Raw genomic sequence first — 16,951 nt, 5'->3', positions numbered from 1 at the left:
CATCGAAGCTGCCGAACAGGTTCGACAGCGGAAGCGCCAGCGTCTGGATGATGGCGGGCGGGCCGCCATGGGTGCGCAAGCCCTCAAGCAGGCTTTCGATCTGGGCCAGCGCCGCATCGACCGCTGCGTGTTCGGCCGGATCGGGGGCGGGCGTGTCGAGGCCCAGCCAGCGGTGGTCGACGACGATCAGCAGCGCATCGAGCTTCGATGTGTAAACGGTGGAGGTGGGGTCGAGAACCGGCTGCACGATCATGCCGTAGGGCGTTTGTAACGTGTCGAGCGCCACGCCATGGCGCATCGCCGCCGCGGGCAGGCAATCGAGCACGAGGTCGAAGGTGTTGGCCGCGGTGATGCCCAGCCTCAAAGCCGAGAGCGGAGCCAGCGTGTTGCCGGCCTTGCGGAGCCTTGTGGCGGCACGGCGCAGCGCCGTCGATTTCGAGGCGTCGAGACGGAACGAGGCCAGCGTGCGGAGTTCGGCGCCGGCATCGCCTGAGTCCGTTGCGATCTGCTTCGTCCGCTCCAGCCAGTCTGCAGGCGTGGGCGGTAGCCAGGGAAGATCAATCAGTTTCTGCGCCATCCGTCCGGCTCCCGTTGCAGGAAGGTGATCAGGCCTTCGGCTGCCGGGCTGCGATGAGGTCGACCAGTTCGCCGACGGTCTGGACCATGCCGACATCTTCAGTGTTGAACTGGAATCCCAGATCATGCTCGATGCGGATCAGCAGGCGGACATGGTTCACGCTGTCCCACTCCTCGAAGTCCTCCGCCGTGCTGGCTTCGGTGAGCTTCACGTCCTCGAGATCGAGCACCTCGCCGAGGTGCATGGCAATGCGGTCGAGTATGTCTGATCTGGTCATGGTGTTGTTCCTTGTAACAATGACGTGTCGCCAATGATCATCATGGCCCTACGGATAGGGTGCTGCGGTCGAGCGGGTGGAAATCATGGACATGGTCCGGCGCCTCGATCAGTTCGACGATGAAGCCCATCGGCGACAGCAGGAACTGGACAGGGGCGCCGCCGAAGGCAATGGCCGGTTTTGCAGGGCCCAGCGGCATGAAGCCCTGCGGCTTCAGCGCCGCGGTATCATCGGCAATCGAGGCCGTGCGATAGGCGAGCTGGTTGATGATGCTCTGGCCCTTGCGAAGCGCGGCGCTGACGACCGAGTTGCCGCCCAGGGGCGCGATCATCTCGTAGACCATTCCATCGGGCCCGCGCAGGAAGCGGACCGACACGGTCAGAATCTCGTCGTCGAAGCGGCGCGTGGCCGCGGTGGCATTCAGCACGCGGGCGAATTCCGCCGTGGCCTTGTCCACATCTGGCGTCAGGAGGCCGACATGATCGAGGCCCAGCACGTCTCAGCCCGCCACGGAGACGGGTTTGCGGGCAATGATCACGCAGTTGGCCGTGAGCTTCCTGGCCCTTGCCTTCTCGGGCGTGGTTCCGCTGGTCGGATAGAAATGCTCGGCCACGACCTCGAAGCCGGCCTGCTTCACCAGTGCCACCGGTTCGGAGATGTCGCTCACGAGATAGAGGTGATCGGGAGCGGGGCTGTTGGCGGGCACGTTGATCCACACGAGGCCGCCAGGCTTGCAGGCGTGATAAAGCACCTCGATGGCCTTCAAGGGGTCCTCGAGATGCTCGAGCACTTCGCTCAGCACGATTCCGTCGAAGCGGGCGGCGAATTCCGGGTTCATGATCGAGGCGTCGAAGATGTTGCGCTTCTCGAAGGTCACCGGGCGCCGGGCCGCCATGGTCTTCAGCGTCGAGGCCGCGAGCGCCAGGCTGGCGTCCGACACGTCCCAGGCCGTCACCTTGCTCACGTTCTCCATCGCGTCGGCAAGGTAGAGCAGAAGCCCGTGGCCCGGGCCGATCTCGAGAAGGCTTGCACCCTCCTTCAGCATCGGAAGGAACTCCTTCCGGTAGTTCATCATGCAGCGGCAGTGGTTGATCCAGATGACGTCCGTCACCAGTAGGCCGTTCATGTAGCGGGTCATGAATGCGCGGTCGGAATAGACCGTCCGGAAGGCCTCCTCGAAGGTCTTGAGGCGGTAGGTGCCATGGCGCCGGAAGTACAGCTCTTCCGGCAGAACGATCTTCTCGCAGATGAAGCGGTAGTCCTCCACGAGGGAGGCAAGGCCATCGTGACCCTCGCGGCCCAGCTTGCAGATGATGGCGGAGAGTTCCTCCGAGAAATCCATCAACTCGCCATCCCGTTCCGCGACGTTCACCCGGAGATAACGCTCGTGCTGGGGCCAAGACTTCAGGATGGTATCCAGGATCAGATCAAAATTTGGGCGGCCCGTCGAGACATTGGGCAGTGCTTCCGACATTGGATTTCCTTGAAGATGTCCGTTGAGTAGGGGGTGCCGTTCAGGTCGCAGTTTCAGGCCATGATTTCAAGCATCCGGCGCGGCCTCTCCAGTTTGCCGGAGGGCGGCGCGACCGGCGCTTTGGCATGGACGCGCAGCCCGTACAGGGATTTTTTGTTCTTTTGACATTAGGGGAACGCCCAATTTATCATACAATTAAAGCTGCGTCTTCGAAGAAGTCCAATTCTAAGTCACCGTGCGGAGAGAATTTCGTTTTGCCAAACTGCATCTATTAGTTGTATTTCAGTTTGAGAATCCTTTTGAGTTGCCTTCTGCATAGTCAGATCCGAGACCCACCCCGTTTGGCTTCAAGTTTAAAATAATCTAACCTGTTCAATAGCTTATTGCATCGAGAGCGTGCCTTGCGCTCATAAACACCGAGTGTCACGAGACTCCTATTGTAGTTTAGGAATACAGCCGTCATGGCCCGAACGATGAGTTCTGTTTCGGTGCTGGTGGTTTCTTCTCTGAACTCTTTCACCCAATGCTCGAGCCAGGCAGCGGAAGGCATAAAGGGCTTCCAGACGTCGAGTCCCCGTACGGCTGGGTCCGGGTTCCTGGGAATGCGCCTCCAATCCACCCAGGCGAGGTCATTGAACCATTCATCGAATCGATGGCTCACAGTCGAATGGGTAGCGATCCTGTTCATCTCCTCGATGCGCATCTTCGAGACATTACGATGATGTATGATGGCGCGGGCGGCCTCACATGCAGCATTGCGGACCGGCTCTGAAACAACCCAATCGTCCAGGAGGGAGGCCGCAAGAGCGTCAACTTCGGAATCAGGCGCGAGCATGCGGCGGTTCCTAGTTAGGCCATGTTTCGTCGCATTGAGCGCGCGTCCCTTGATGGACTTTGATTTTGAGGCTGCACTCAAGTCTTGTTGCCGTAAACTTCGGTGACGTCGTGGATGATGGAGCCGCCCTTTCCATGCGTAAGACTGCGAGTCTGGGCCGCCAGCGACAAACGTCGCTGCTCGATCGATCGAAGAGCCTTTTCGCCACGCTGTTCGACAGCATCCCTTATGCCGACTATCTTTTCGACAAAGGGGAGGGCACTCTTGAACGCCATGGCATGGACCACTTGCTCGTCGACGTTGTAGTATTTCAGAAGATCACGCAAAGGGCGCTTCACTGCATCCTTCTGTGTTGCCATTCGCGTTCTCTTGTAGACATCTTCCTTTGCGGACTCTCCGTCCATATTGAAATCGTTCCCCGCCGTTTGCGCAAATTGCGCTCCGATGAGGTCATGCACGGCCTTCGGCAGTTCGGCCGTTACAGCATCATGTTGCAGCCTCTTGAGCCGCGTGCCTTCCCAGATGCAGTCCGTGACTTCCTTGGCCTTGATGAACTCGACGCTATCTCTTGGGGAGATGCTCATGATAACTGATGCCAGCAAGGCATCGTAGTCCGCCTCCCTCTCGTAATAGAGAAGCGGCTTCACATCAAATATCGGTCGGAGTGCAGGCGGAACAATGGGCTCCGTTGGGGACTTTGAAGAATTAGACATCGTTACAACCAGTCCTTGATCTGTCATTTGCAAGTGTGGCCAACGTGCCTCGCAGGTGACCTGAGAAACAACGCGGACGCCGTGCCTTCCACGCTCCCATCGCCTGTGCAGAATGAGAGGAAGCGATGTCGCGTGATGTCATTATACCGGAATGCAAGCCCCTGATCCGAACCCTCTTGCGAGGTTTTCAGTGCAAAATATGTTCCGCGAACGCGTGAGTTTGAGCCGGTAACGGCAGAAAATGGGTCAGAAACAGCACCGAATCTAACGGGAATCACTGTGCAATGGACGGGCTTTGCGGAAAATCGCTGGGTCTCACTTCCCATGGGTGATGAGCCTCCCGCATCCCTGTTCTTGCATTCTGCAATTTTACCCTCGGAAATCTTTGCCCAACAAGAATCTGACGTGCTGGGCATGATAGAAAGTCCCTAGCCCATGCCTGCCCAACGAAATTGCATCTGTTGGGCAAAGATGGAGGAAAAGACGGGCCTTTTGCCCAACAGACGCATTCGGTCCTGTGGAGCGCGGGCGCGGGGTCGGCTATCATGGCCGTCACGTTTGCATATCACCTCCCCTCATTCTGGTGGATCGTTCTTGCTTCAGACCTCAACCCCTCACAGCCCTTTGGCGCAGGCCGCCTACCGCGCACTGTTGGCCAGCCTCGCTGCAGAGCCGGAGCTGGGCTTGCGCGGGGTTGCCATCTGCAAGTCCCGGGGTGGCGGGCGTTTCTGGTATGACAGCTACCGGGTCGGCGCCAGCGTGAAGAGCCGCTACCTGGGACCTGACAGCTCGGCCTTGCAGGAGAAGCTTCGCGCCCATGCTGAGCAGCGCGCGGCCTTTGCCGTCCGGCAGCAGGAGCGCCGCAGCTTCGTGCGGTTCCTCCAGGCAGAACGCGTTGCCCTTATCGACGGCGGCACGGGAAGTTTCCTCTCGGCCTTTTCAGCCTTGGGTGGTTTCCGGCACGGCGCGGTATTGATGGGCGAGCCTGCGTTTGAACTCTCTGCCCTTGAACTGGGTTGCCGGCTGACGACCACGCAGCAGTCCTGTTTGTCGCGGTCTGTTCCCTCCTGCATCCCGCTTGCTGCCCTGGAACCGGTCGACGAAGGACTGTATGAGGTAACAGGCGAACTCAAGCTTCGGGCGTCTGTCCCCTTTGATCCCGTCTGGCCCCTGTCCTGGCCTTCCGCGTCACGCGACGTGCGGATCACCTACCTCACGCCTCGTGTCAGTCCGGACGGCACCCCGGTCTGGCCCTTGTCGTCCGACGATTATCGCGCACCGCCCCTGATGAAGTTCCTGATTGAGCAATCGATCGCGGCCGCACTGCCCTATCGCCATGGCGTGTTGCTGCGTATTCCGCGACCGGAGCGCTTTGCCTTGCACGCACTGCTGATGGCGCACTGCCATGCCGGGGCCAACAGGACGGAGCGGGCTGCGACAGATCTGGACCAGGCCACGGCGCTCCTGGACATCCTGATCCGGGATCGGCCAGACGATCTCCGGGCGGCCTGGGCCATCGCGGCAGCCCAGTGGCCCGACCTGCTGCAGGCCAGCCTGTCGCAGGCGCCATGGATCAGGGACAGGCTGGACACCGCAGACATCACGATCTGACGCCCTGAAGGGGAAGGCGCACGGTCCAGTCAGGATTGAAGCTGACCGAGCGCCCTCCGGGCTTCAACTCTTCGGTACCCCCGCTAGCCGAACGCCGGGGCCGTGGGTCCCGTCCTCGGAGAAAAACACCACGCCGGCGCGTTCGAGCGCCGACTGCAGCCGCCACACGGTATCGCTGATGGCCCGGATCGGGCCGTTCTGGGCCTCCATGCGCCGGATGGTGGCGATTCCCACACCCGACTGCGCCGCCAGCTGGTCCTGGGTCCAGCCGAGAAGGGCGCGTGCGGCACGGAGTTGTTCAGCATAGCGCATCAGACGGAGTCCAATCGAGGTTGTTGACAAGTGGGATAGTGTGATATATTTAATATCATGCGTGATGACAAACAGGAGAACGCGATGCACAACACCTCAACCATAGCCACCGAACTTAACCGATTCCACGAACTTCGTCGCCGTCTCCTCGCCCAAGACCCCGAGATCGACGACACCACCCTCGCGGATACGCTCGAGGGCATCGCCAGCCTGCATGAGGCGGTAACCGCCGTGATCCGCTCCGCTTTGGAGGATGAAGCCATGGCCTGCGGATTGCGCGGGCGCATGGATGAACTGGAATCCCGGCTGTCGCGCATCGAGGAGCGGGCGCACAAGAAGCGCGAGCTGGCCTTGAGTGTCATGGGCGAGGCCCGGATTGAGAAGATCACTGCTCCCGATGTCACGATCTCGCTCCGGCCGGCTCCGCCTGCGGTGGAGATTACGGACGAGGCGCTGATCCCCGAATGGTTCTGGGTGCCGCAAGGCCCGAAGCTCGACCGCCGCCGCATCCTCGAGGTACTGAAAGCCGGGGACGCAGTCCTGGGAACCTCCCTCTCCACCCCCCGGGTCTGCCTCTCGGTGCGGACGAAGTGACGCCCATGAGCTTCACCCCCACACAGCGGCGTCAGCTCAGGGCCCGGCTCAACCCCGATCACGTGAGGAGCCGGGTCGCTGAGGGCCAAATCCTCTCCTTTCTCGAAGGCTGGCATGTCATCGCGGAAGCCAACCGCATCTTCGGCTTCGAGGGCTGGGATCGCGAGACGTTGGCTTCCACTTGCGTCTATTCCAAGCAGATAGGCGACCGCTATTGTGCCGCCTACGCGGCGCGGGTGCGGATCACCGTCCGGGCCGGGGAGCGCACCATCATCCGCGAGGGCTCAGGTGCTGGCGAGGCCAATGTCGCCTCGCCGGGACAAGCCCACGAGGTCGCCGCCAAGGCGGCCGAAACCGATGCCACCAAGCGGGCGCTGATGACCTTCGGAAATGCCTTCGGGCTCGCCCCGTCTCTCGGGTCTCGAGATCTACCGCCGCCTCGTCCTGCTCCACGTCGAGTTGAAAGACCTCGCCGCGCGCCAGGACAGCGACGACAGCATCGAGGGACGCACGGCACTGGCCGCCACCGCCATCATGATCCGCGCTCTGGCTTCCGCCTTCTTCCGCAGCCTCACACGGCATTCCCTGGCGCCAGAAGGGAGGTCAGCCAGGCCTGCCGCTGACGAAGAGACGCCTTGGAACCATGACCCATGACGACAAGCGCCACGGCACGACAACGCTGTTCGTGGCTTTCAACGTGCTCGATGGAACAGTGATAGGCGGCATCCTGCAGCGCCATCGCCACCAGGCGTTCGTCCGCTTCTTGAAGACCATCAACGCCCGTGTGCCGGACGACAAAGCAGTGCTTGTCATTCTCACCAACTACGCCGCCTACTACTGGTCACCGCCTGACGGAAGAGTCCGTTTCTGGATTCCCTTTGAAGCCTGCGCATGCGAGTCTGGGTCAGGATCGGCGAGGACCGCTCGGAGCGTCTCGATATCATCCCGGCGCGCTATCAGGTCATCGTGACGATCCGCCCCCGCTACGCCTGCCCCAAGGGGCGGACAGGGGTGCTTCAGGCCGCAGCTCCGGCGCATCTGCTGGAGAGAAGCTGGCCGACGGAAGCGCTGCTGGCGCATATCGCGGTGGCCAAGCATTCCGAGCACATGCCGCTGAACCGCCAGGCCGTGGTCATGGCCCGTCACGGGGTGCCAATCGACCGCTCGGTCCTCGCCGACTGGATGGGCCACGGGTGCCCTGATCGCGCCGGTGGTCGATCGCATGGCCGTGTTGCTGAAGAACGGAAGCTCCCGGCTCTATGTCGACGAGACGACGGCCCCGGTTCTCGATCCCGGACGCGGCAAGACGAAGACTGGCTACCTGTGGGGCTGTGCTGCGCGATGACCGGGGTTGGGGTGGCCCCGCCCCGCCCGGTGTCGTATTCCACTATCATCCCGGCCGTGGCGGCAAATAAGTTCGGGCGCGCGCGAAGGCAGGAGGATTGGCGTGATGTTGTCGGGCACGTCGAGGTTTGTCGTTGTGTGCCAACCGGCCCGGTCGAGAAGGAGAACGGCGTGGGCGCCCCTGGCGACATGGCGGGATATCTCATTGAGATGCAGTTGCATGGCCTCAGTGTCGGCGTATGGCACGGCAATAGCTGCCCCGGTTCCTCGTGCCGGACATATGGCGCCAAAGAGATAGGCATTCTCATAGCGCTGATCGGCCGGTTGGCGGGGCCTTGATCCGCGTCTGCTCCATTGGCGGACGATGCCATTTTTCTGACCGATGCGGGCCTCGTCCTGAAACCAGATCTCGACCGGTGTGGCCTCTCGCAAATCAGCGAGATGGGCACTTAGCGTTTGCGGGAAGTTTTTTTAAACGCTGCGATGGTTTCGACGTCCTGCCCGGGGTGACGCGGACGGGCGCTGACGTGCGAGAACCCCAGTTTCTTCAAGATCGTTCCGACATACCGTTCGTGAAAGTCCACACCGAAGCGCTTCTTGATCACCAGCTTGAGGTCGATACGCCGCCACCGCACCACACCGTCGGCCCGTCTGTCGGGGCCCGCTTCGACGAGGGCCGCCAGTTCGCTCTTCTGCTCCACTGACAGGCGTGGCGTGGGGCCGTTGGTCCAGGCATCGAGCAATGCATCGGGACCGCCCATATTAAACCGGTGAACCCAGTCCCGAAGCGTCTGTCGGTCCATGCCACCGATCCGGGCCGCGTCGTCGCGGCTCATCCCGTCCAACACCGCCGCCAGCGACAGCAGCCGTCGGCTCTGATTGCTGTCCCGAGACTGCTTCGCCAACCGGCGAAGTTCCCGTGCCGAAAAATCCGTCCGCAAGGGCACTGCTGATGGCATGGTGCGAATCCTCCTCGCGCCCAGTGAATCAGAACTACAACTTCAGTGGAATCCCCGTGAGTCACACCCAGGAGCCTCTGGTATAAGTGCCCATGCAAGGCGAAGTGCCGCAGCCCTGGGATACGGCCGGTCGATACCCCTTCCTACACGTCGGCATTGTCTGAAAGATAAGCCGCTAAGTCAAAACCCATGAATAGGGCCGCTTCCAGAAGCCAGGTGAAGAACTCAACCGGCATTGTGGCGGTTTCCACGCTTGTCATTGGCGACAAGTCCCTGCAGCATTCTTGCTGGGGGCGTGTACCTCACAGGGCTGGTATGAACGGCTGCGTCGGATGGCTTGAGGTTGTTCGTCTTCTTTCCAAGCTATTGCGATGCAGCATCGTGATTGTCGACTGGGTTTGGACGCCAAATGTTAGACCCAGCGAAGAAGGTCAATTCATTCCAAAGCAATGAATCTTTCCAGAAGGTACTCTGAGATCAGCACTGCACGCTGTGCTCTCAGTTCCGGATGCTGATTCCAGGGCTCAGACGGGTCGGGCGGAGCCTGATGGAACAGCGCACCCTGGGATTCACCCAAGTACAGTTTGGCAACCCTGTCATTCGACTCCCGGTATCTTGCGACCAGTTGTGCCCGGACTTTCGGAGGAAAGAAGTAGAGATGGGCCGGCTCATCCGGATTGGCTTTGGAATACTCGGCCAGGGCATCCTTGATCAGCGCGAATCGCCGACCGATGCGGCGCGACGTTTTCATGCGGGCGAGGAATTGCAGGCAATCCCGGTTCAACCGCTCGTTTTTCGCCGTGACCGGGGTGAGTCCTGTGCCGCTTTCCAGTTCGACGGCCTTGAGGAACATGGCCTCCGACGAGATCGCCTTTCCGCACCTCTCGAACGGTACCACGATAATCTTGGCCTCGCCGAACACTTTCCGCCAGCGCTCCAGCACCTGCCAGTAATTCAATGACTTGGAGACACGCTTCAGATATTCCGCAGGCGGAAGGTCCGTCGCTCCATTCTTGAGTTGTTCACGGTAGAGGGACTCCAGCCATTCGTCCTGCCGCCGCAAGTAGACGACGATGGTCACGTCAAACAGCTTGAAATAGTCATGGACCTTGGCTGGCTCACGAATGATGAAAAACGCCTCTGAACTGATGACAACGTTCTGAGCACCGGTCCGCTTGATCTCGCCGCGTAGTTGCTTTCTCACCAGTTCCGGGTCGGCGTCCTGAATCCAATCCGGAGGATCGTTGCGAAAAAACTTCGCAAACTGATGATGACCAGAGGCTTGCCGGCCCGCCTTGGGGTAGAGCCAACCCTCTTCAATCAATTTGCCGCGGTTCAGTGCCAGAAACGACTGGAGCGAAGTTGTCCCGGTCTTGGGCTGGCCAATATGAAGGAACAGCCGTGACCTTTGCATTCCGTCCGCACCAGCGGAAGACGTCGTCATTTTTGAACACCCAATCAAATACCGCGCAACTTTCATCGTCTGCGGTTACGCATGTCATGCCGTCACCCGCCGTCCCTACCGGATCAGGAAACTTCAGTTGTATCAAGCGCGTTCTCGCGCGCTAGCCATACTGCCAAGGTGAGGGCAGATCAAGGTCCGAGCACCTCGTTGACGACGCCTGCTTGCGGCGCTTCTAGACCGCAGAATCTGTCAACACTATTGACAAGATTTTCCACATTCGCCAAATACTAGGCCCGAAGCGGCAGCGATTCCGGAAAGAGGCGCTGACGCGTCGGCGTACGAAATGACACAAGTATGGAGATTTACAGATGATTACCCTGCCACATGAATATCTTGCGGAGTTCCTTCGCGCCTCGCTCCACCTGAACACGATCCTGAATAGGAACGAGGATTTCCTCGAAGGAAAGGTCACCATCGGGGAATGGCTGGTCATGAAGACCATCCTGGCGGATGAAGAGTGCCAGCAGAAGGTTCTGTCCAAGAAGCTGGGGTTCTCGCGGCAGCGGGTGTCCAAGATTCTCGAGGGCCTCAAGAAGGCTGAGTTCATTTCCATCAAGACGACAGCGCTGAAAGACGGCAAATCCATCAACCGCCTGTCGCTAACCAATTCCGGCAATAAATCTGTGGGCGTCGTTGAAGCCAAGCTAGGTAGTGTCCTTTCGGAGGTCAGCGAGGCGGATCTGCTTCTGCTGTCGAAGGCATCAAAGAGCGTGCGCCGCATCAACCGCGCGCTGTCCAAGAAGGGAGATTGAAGAACCCCGTGTCATGTTGGTGGCGCATTCGCCGTCAGCGCAACAAACCGACGCGATACCGCCGACTTCGAGAGCCCGGACTCCTTTCCAGATGGAACCGTCGCCTCAGGTAGCCGCACCGCCCGGCCGAACTTGCGCATCGCCACATTCATGAGCGTCAGGTTCACCGCCCACTGCTCAAGGAACCCGGCATCCCGTGCCGCCTCCCAGCTCGGAAGAGGGATCTCCTTGCCCTTCGGCGTGCGGACCCGCGGCCGCTTAACCTCGATCATGCCGCCGTGAAAGCCAACCTTTCCCTGCGGATTATCGTGATGCGCGCAGCAAGCCGGAGATCGCGCTTGCGGAGATTGACCGGGTGATCGCCGCAGGCGTTCGCTTTGGGGCTGTACTGGCAGACGCCGGATACGGCCTGAGTGCGCCATTCCGACAGGGTCTTACCGCTCGTGGCCTGGTATGGGCGGTCGGCATTCCCGGACGCCAGAAGGTCTATTCGGCGGATGTGAAGCTGATCTTTCCTGTCGCGGGCCGGGGGCGTCCTCGCCAGCGCCACATCCCAGACATCCTCTCAAAGCCAGCCGAAGAGATGCTGGCGGCCACCAGATGGCGAACCATCAGTTGGCGGCAGGGAACCAAGGGGGCACTGAAGGCACGTTTTGCCGCTATCCGCGTGCGTGTCGCCGATGGGCCGCCACAGCGGATCGGCGATAAGGGGCAGCAGCATCTCCCCGGAGAAGAAGTCTGGCTGATCGGTGAGCGCCGCACCAGCGGCGAGACGAAGCACTATCTCGCCAACCTGCCGCCCGAAACGAAACTGCCCAGATTGGCGGCGATCGTCAAAGCCCGTTGGATTTGCGAACAGGCGCATCAGCAGGTGAAGGAGGAACTGGGACTCGATCACTTCGAAGGACGATCCTGGCAAGGGCTTCATCGACACGCCTTGCTGACGATGATCGCTTACGCCTTCTTGCAGCATCGTCGCCTCGCCGAAGCGGGGCGGGAAAAAAAGACACCACGGTCCACCACCTCGGCCAAGCCTGCCAACCGTTCGTCACGCCATCACCACTCTCATGCTGCAGTCAACACCTTCGCGATGCCCGCACTGCCGCCAATGGTTGGATAAAGAACTTCATGATTGAATCTGCCAAAGTAATGTTAGAACAGATACGCCTTCTTGATGCGCAGGTTCGCTCGACAGCGCGGCGCAATTCTGCCGTTCGGCACCTCATGTCAGTTCCCGGTGTCGGGGTGATAACGGCGTTGGGCTTTGTTGCAACCATCGATGATCCCGCACGGTTTCGACGTTCGTCGAGTGCCGGGGCATACCTTGGCTTGACGCCCCGCATATATGCCTCCGGCGAGACGATGCGATCCGGACGTGTTTCGAAGCGGGGCGACGACTTTCTCCGACGCAGTCTCTATGAAGCGGCAAATGCTCTGTTGACCCGTGTTCCTCAGTTCTCTTCTCTCAAGAGCTGGGGGCTGCGTAATGCCCGTCGAGGCGGCTACCGCAAGGCAGAGGTTGCCGTGACGCGTAAACTCGCCGTGATCCTTCATGCAATGTGGACATCCGGGGAGCCATTCCGGTGGTCGGCCAAGGGAGCGAGCCAAACCGCATGACAACAGCACGCATCATGTTACGCTGACATCAGCGTAATCGTCCGGTCAGGACAATGGCGCAGCCGAGACCGATCCCACGAATGCGAGTGCCGGACACGCCCGGTGACCGCGAACACCACATTGGTTGGCTGAGCGTATCCAACGCCATGATGAGGCAACCACGCAGCGCTGACCTCGAAGAGAACCTTGAGCCTGACCAGCGATATCCTGATATCCCGCTTGACAGACGCGATTAGAGAACGCACGGGGACACGATCTCGTGTCTCGCCGTCTTGACAAGCCGCACCCATGGGGCCACTCTTTCACGTGATCTCATTAGGTTTGCATCATGGCGAACAATATCTCCAAGCCTCATACTCCTTTCAGGATCTTCCGGCCGAGCCTGCCCCAGACCGCACTGGGATTTGCCGTCGCGCATCTGATGACAAAACCTGCCTTCGCCAATCTCAAGTTCGGCAACTGGTCGCGCATCCTTGCCGGCCAAATCAACCGTGGCCATTACAGCTTCGTGGTCGATGCCACTAAGAACGTGCACGGATTTGCGGGCTGGGGCTTCGTGACACGAGACAAGGCCGAGGATTGGGTCGAGGGCAGGGCGGGCCTCTCCTATCAGGATTGCCTGCAGGGCGAGTGCATTGTCTTCAACGCATGGTCGGCGACCGATTTCGCCGTCCACCGATTCATGGTCGATGAAGCGCGCAAGCTCATCAGCGGCAAGCAGACCATGTATTTCAAGCGCTATTATCCGGATGGCTCGACCCGCCCCGTGCGCCTGAACGTTAATGATTTCGTCGGCAAGCACATCAAGCGGAAATCGCAGAACGGGCAGGCCGCCGATGACGGCGAAGCGGCCACACATACTCCCTCCGGAACCCTCCCGAACTGACACCGCGCCTGCTTTGGCATTGATGTTCGCATGGCCTCAATCCGCCTTGCGCTGGACGAATATCGTACAGGCCGTTGGTAAGAGAATGGTAATAATGTGTCTTGACTTTCAGGTTCAATGGAGTTGTATTTCTTATGAGGGGGCGGTTCTTTCCTTAGGCGATAGCCAAGTGAGGCCCGCATGGCGTCTTGAGATAAACCAAACAGCTTCGAGTTGCTGACATCAGGCAACGCTTTGCCTGCAAGTAGTAATCGATACCAGTAGCGGGATGCGCCACTGCTGCGGGTTCGGCTTTTTGGCATCGGGCCGAATGGCCTGAACGTCAACAGACTTAAATTCCAAACCAATGTCCTGCCGTGAGCGCGGCAGGCAGTAACTGGTTTTTGACTTTCAAAGGAGATTGACGGACATGGCTATTCCAGTCGTTCAAGACGCCACAGGCGATCCAGATGTCGGCGGACTGAGGAGCGGAGCCAGGCGGAACGGCAGCTACTCGTGCGCGGACAGGAAAGCCGGCCGTCGCTGTCGCGGCGGGTCCCCGGAGACAACACTTCCGACTTCAAACTGACAGGCAACCACGCGGTAGCTGAAGGGCTTTTATCGCCCAGGGAGAAAACTCATGGCAAAACTCGACATTCTTGGTACTGACGAACTCTCGAGCGACGAACTGGCGCTGCTGGCCGCTGTCGCAGGCGCATCTTCCCTGGCAACCGTTGACGGCACCGGTCTGGAACCAAGCGACCTCGGACAACCTGATCTGCCCAGCATGGGAAGTATTTTCTCGGGACGGATGACGGGAGGCTCTGCACTGTCCCTGTCGGCCGACTATGGAGTTGGAGTCCCGGATGTTGGTTACGATACGCAGTTCGACGCTCCAATCGGGAGATGCGCTTGCCCATCCTGCGGCGGAGACAGCGCATCTGCCGCGCCCGCCGGTGGGAATGATGACCGGGCCGAGAACGGCAGTGGCGGCACCATATTCGCCGTTGCTGCCACCGGCAATCAGGGGATCGACGGGCTGCTGCGCGGCAATGGCTGGGCTGGCGGTGCGATCACCTACAGCGATCCGACGGCGGCAAATCAGTATCAGGCTGGGCATGACGAGCTCTTCACCAACTTCCAGCACATCGACGCTCAGCAGGTGGTGGCGATGCATTTCGCGCTGAACGCCGCTCAATATACCCAGCCTGCTGGAGCTGCCGGTTTCTCCGTCGAAGGCTTCACCAATCTGGGTATTACTTACAACGGCGCGAATGGTACGGGCACCATCCGGCTGGCGAACACGTCCAATCCCGGCACCGCCTATGCCTACTACCCCAGTAACGACGTCGAAGGTGGCGATGCCTTCTTCGGCGGATCGGGCCGGACCCCGGTGATGGGTGACTATGACTGGCACACCGTGTTGCACGAGCTTGGCCATTCGCTGGGCCTCAAGCACGGGCAGGAAACCAATATCTTCGGCGCGATGCCGGCGAACCTGGATTCCATGGAATACTCGGTGATGACCTACCGCTCCTATGTGGGCGATCCGCTGATCGGCGGGTATAGCAACGAACAATATGGCTATGCCCAGACCTACATGATGTATGACATCGCCGCACTGCAGCACATGTATGGCGCGGATTACTCCACCAACAGCGGGAACACGACCTATACGTGGAACCCGCTGAACGGCAACACGGTGGTCAATGGCCTGACGACCATCACCCCCGGCGGCAACCGCATCTTCCTGACCATCTGGGATGGTGGCGGTACCGACACCTACGACATGTCGGCCTACAGTACGGACCTCGACGTCAACCTCGCGGCGGGCGAGTATTCAGTGTTCTCGGCGACCCAACAGGCCAATCTGGGTGATGGCAACATTGCCCGCGGCAACGTGTTCAACGCCCTGATGTATCAGGGCAACACGGCCTCGCTGATCGAGAACGCCATTGGCGGCTCCGGCAATGACGTGATCGATGGCAACCAGGCAAACAACGTTCTCACCGGCAATGCCGGCGACGATACGCTGCAGGGCCTCGACGGCAACGATACGCTGAATGGCGGTGCCGGCGAAGACCTGATGAAAGGCGGTGGTGGTGCCGACACGCTCAACGGCGGCGACAACGACGACACGCTCAAGGGCGGCGGCGGCGCCGACGCGCTGAATGGCGGCAACGGCATCGACACCGTTGACTATTCCCTCTCGACGGCTGTCATCGTCGACCTCGAAGCCAACACCGCTTCGGGTGGCGAGGCCTTTGGCGACACCTTCTCCAGCATCGAGAATGTCAACGGGTCCGCGGAATCCGACATCATCACCGGAAATGGCTCCAGCAATGAGATCGCAGGTGGAGACGGCATCGACATCATCAAGGGCGGCGGCGGCTCCGATACCCTTTATGGCGGCGATGGCGACGATTCCCTGCAGGGAGGCTTCTCGACCGACACGATCTATGGCGGCAATGGCGACGATTCGATCACGGTTCTCGACAGCGAATTCATCGACAATGTCGATGGCGGCGCCAATGTCGATACGTTGAGCCTGAGCGACGTTGACGGAACCGATCTCACTGGAGGCCAGTCTGGCGCCGTCGTGATCGACACCACGGCTGGCACCTGGACGATGAATGGGTCCTTCCCGGGGTATGGCGGCCCGGCCACCATCGCCAACATCGAGCGGATCATCGGCACGCAGTTCGGCGACACGATCACGGTCAACCCGGGTGGCGCTAACGACATCTCCTACATCGATGGCCAGGGCGGCGACGACATCATTTCGTCCGACGGCGGTAACGGGACATACCTTGGAGGAACCGGCAATGACTACATGTCTTCGGGCCTCGGCGGCGAGACCATGGACGGCGGCGCCGACATCGATACCATCGACCACACGATCTGGGATTTCAACTACATCTTCGACATGGCGACGGGCGCTACCCAATTCGGCGGCGAATCCTACATCAACTTCGAGAACGCCATCATGGGCGATGGCAACGACACCGTAACGGGTAACGCGTCCGTCAACACCATCGATGCTGGCATCGGCAACGATACGGTAAACGGCGGTGCTGGTGACGATACGATCCTTGGTGGCGACGGCAACGACACGCTGCGTGGCGGAACCGGCACCGATGACGTGTTCGGCGACGCCGGCGATGACCTGATCATCATTGCCGGTGGCGACGGCCTGGACAATGCCTATGGTGGCGATGGCACCGACACGCTGGATTATTCCACGACGATTGGCACCATATTCTTCGACATGTTCACCGGTGCCTTCACATTCGGTAGCTCTGCCCGCGATGCCCAAGGCTTCGAGAACTACCTGGACGGCGGTGGCAACGGCAAGATCTTCGGCACCTTCGGTGTCAACGATATTGACGGCGGCGCGGGTGACGACATCATCCGCGGCGGCAATGGCGGCGATACGCTGGATGGCGGTGCCGGCAGCAACGACCTGCTGTCCTATTCCGGCTCCAACGGCGCGGTGACGATCGACCTCGGGCTCAATCTGGCAGCGGGCGGCCATGCCACAGGCGACGTGATCTCG

Annotated in this window: 14 protein-coding genes and 6 pseudogenes; 10 read left to right on the top strand and 10 right to left on the bottom strand. The window is 60.3% G+C overall.

Annotation, left to right across the window (positions count from 1 at the left end):
* From ACEW8Q_RS14530 to ACEW8Q_RS14505, 6 genes and pseudogenes are all read right to left on the bottom strand, one after another.
* Positions 1-577 (bottom strand): annotated as a pseudogene (locus ACEW8Q_RS14530) (hypothetical protein); the annotation flags it as partial.
* A 28-nt stretch (positions 578-605) separates the two neighbouring features.
* Positions 606-854 carry an acyl carrier protein gene (locus ACEW8Q_RS14525; protein ID WP_373504768.1) on the bottom strand — a complete coding sequence of 83 codons (249 nt, stop codon included), beginning with the start codon at positions 852-854 and terminating at the stop codon, positions 606-608.
* 40 nt (positions 855-894) lie between these two features.
* Complete coding sequence (locus tag ACEW8Q_RS14520) at positions 895-1,350, bottom strand: VOC family protein (RefSeq protein WP_373504767.1); 456 nt, start codon at positions 1,348-1,350, stop codon at positions 895-897.
* A gap of 3 nt (positions 1,351-1,353) precedes the next feature.
* Entirely contained in the window at positions 1,354-2,328 is a 975-nt protein-coding gene (locus ACEW8Q_RS14515) for a class I SAM-dependent methyltransferase (protein ID WP_373504766.1), read from the bottom strand.
* Positions 2,329-2,647: 319 nt separating this feature from the next.
* Complete coding sequence (locus ACEW8Q_RS14510) at positions 2,648-3,163, bottom strand: hypothetical protein (protein ID WP_373504765.1); 516 nt, start codon at positions 3,161-3,163, stop codon at positions 2,648-2,650.
* Between the two features lie 77 nt (positions 3,164-3,240).
* Positions 3,241-3,810 carry a hypothetical protein gene (locus ACEW8Q_RS14505; protein ID WP_373504764.1) on the bottom strand — a complete coding sequence of 190 codons (570 nt, stop codon included), beginning with the start codon at positions 3,808-3,810 and terminating at the stop codon, positions 3,241-3,243.
* Between the two features lie 660 nt (positions 3,811-4,470).
* Here ACEW8Q_RS14505 and ACEW8Q_RS14500 point away from each other — a divergent pair.
* On the top strand, positions 4,471-5,487 hold the full coding sequence (locus ACEW8Q_RS14500; RefSeq protein WP_373504763.1) for a GSU2403 family nucleotidyltransferase fold protein: 1,017 nt from the start codon (positions 4,471-4,473) through the stop codon (positions 5,485-5,487).
* A gap of 63 nt (positions 5,488-5,550) precedes the next feature.
* Here the strand turns inward: ACEW8Q_RS14500 and ACEW8Q_RS14495 are convergent, their stop codons facing one another.
* Entirely contained in the window at positions 5,551-5,799 is a 249-nt protein-coding gene (locus tag ACEW8Q_RS14495) for a multiprotein-bridging factor 1 family protein (protein WP_373504762.1), read from the bottom strand.
* A gap of 84 nt (positions 5,800-5,883) precedes the next feature.
* Between ACEW8Q_RS14495 and ACEW8Q_RS14490 the strand changes: the two genes are divergently transcribed.
* The 4 genes and pseudogenes from ACEW8Q_RS14490 to ACEW8Q_RS14475 all read left to right on the top strand — a co-directional run.
* Positions 5,884-6,393, top strand: coding sequence for a siphovirus Gp157 family protein (locus ACEW8Q_RS14490; protein ID WP_373504761.1), 510 nt, complete (start codon positions 5,884-5,886; stop codon positions 6,391-6,393).
* Between the two features lie 5 nt (positions 6,394-6,398).
* Positions 6,399-7,016 (top strand): Rad52/Rad22 family DNA repair protein, encoded by a 618-nt coding sequence (locus ACEW8Q_RS14485; protein WP_373504760.1) that lies wholly within the window; start codon positions 6,399-6,401, stop codon positions 7,014-7,016.
* A pseudogene (locus ACEW8Q_RS14480) lies at positions 6,998-7,267 on the top strand (IS630 family transposase); the annotation flags it as partial. The gene ACEW8Q_RS14485 and the pseudogene ACEW8Q_RS14480, both read left to right, overlap by 19 nt.
* A gap of 29 nt (positions 7,268-7,296) precedes the next feature.
* A pseudogene (locus ACEW8Q_RS14475) lies at positions 7,297-7,805 on the top strand (transposase); the annotation flags it as partial.
* Position 7,806: 1 nt separating this feature from the next.
* Here ACEW8Q_RS14475 and ACEW8Q_RS14470 read toward each other — a convergent pair.
* Together ACEW8Q_RS14470 and ACEW8Q_RS14465 are read right to left on the bottom strand one after the other, a co-directional pair.
* Positions 7,807-8,696 (bottom strand): annotated as a pseudogene (locus tag ACEW8Q_RS14470) (IS630 family transposase); the annotation flags it as partial.
* Between the two features lie 436 nt (positions 8,697-9,132).
* A complete protein-coding gene (locus ACEW8Q_RS14465) occupies positions 9,133-10,140 on the bottom strand; it encodes a hypothetical protein (RefSeq protein WP_373504759.1) in 1,008 nt (335 codons plus the stop codon).
* A gap of 329 nt (positions 10,141-10,469) precedes the next feature.
* On the opposite strand from ACEW8Q_RS14465, the gene ACEW8Q_RS14460 reads away from it, so the two are divergent.
* Positions 10,470-10,913: a hypothetical protein gene (locus ACEW8Q_RS14460; protein WP_373504758.1), complete on the top strand. Its 444-nt coding sequence runs from the start codon at positions 10,470-10,472 to the stop codon at positions 10,911-10,913.
* A gap of 29 nt (positions 10,914-10,942) precedes the next feature.
* Here the strand turns inward: ACEW8Q_RS14460 and ACEW8Q_RS14455 are convergent.
* Positions 10,943-11,212: pseudogene (locus ACEW8Q_RS14455) on the bottom strand (IS256 family transposase); the annotation flags it as partial.
* Here ACEW8Q_RS14455 and ACEW8Q_RS14450 point away from each other — a divergent pair.
* The 4 genes and pseudogenes from ACEW8Q_RS14450 to ACEW8Q_RS14435 all read left to right on the top strand — a co-directional run.
* Positions 11,209-12,033, top strand: a pseudogene (locus ACEW8Q_RS14450) (IS701 family transposase); the annotation flags it as partial. The pseudogenes ACEW8Q_RS14455 and ACEW8Q_RS14450 overlap by 4 nt on opposite strands.
* An 8-nt stretch (positions 12,034-12,041) precedes the next feature.
* The gene (locus ACEW8Q_RS14445; protein ID WP_373504757.1) at positions 12,042-12,530 is read left to right on the top strand and encodes a transposase; all 489 of its coding nucleotides are present in this window, start codon (positions 12,042-12,044) and stop codon (positions 12,528-12,530) included.
* 328 nt (positions 12,531-12,858) lie between these two features.
* Positions 12,859-13,416, top strand: a complete 558-nt coding sequence (locus tag ACEW8Q_RS14440) for a toxin-activating lysine-acyltransferase (protein ID WP_373504756.1) — start codon at positions 12,859-12,861, stop codon at positions 13,414-13,416.
* Positions 13,417-14,035: 619 nt separating this feature from the next.
* The coding region (locus ACEW8Q_RS14435; RefSeq protein ID WP_373504755.1) for a M10 family metallopeptidase at positions 14,036-16,951 on the top strand (2,916 nt) is incomplete at its 3' end.

Source organism: Aestuariivirga sp. (assembly GCF_041738905.1).
Classification (GTDB): domain Bacteria; phylum Pseudomonadota; class Alphaproteobacteria; order Rhizobiales; family Aestuariivirgaceae; genus Aestuariivirga.
Note: the sequence above shows the minus strand (reverse complement) of the source record. Positions and strands in the feature narration are given on the sequence as shown.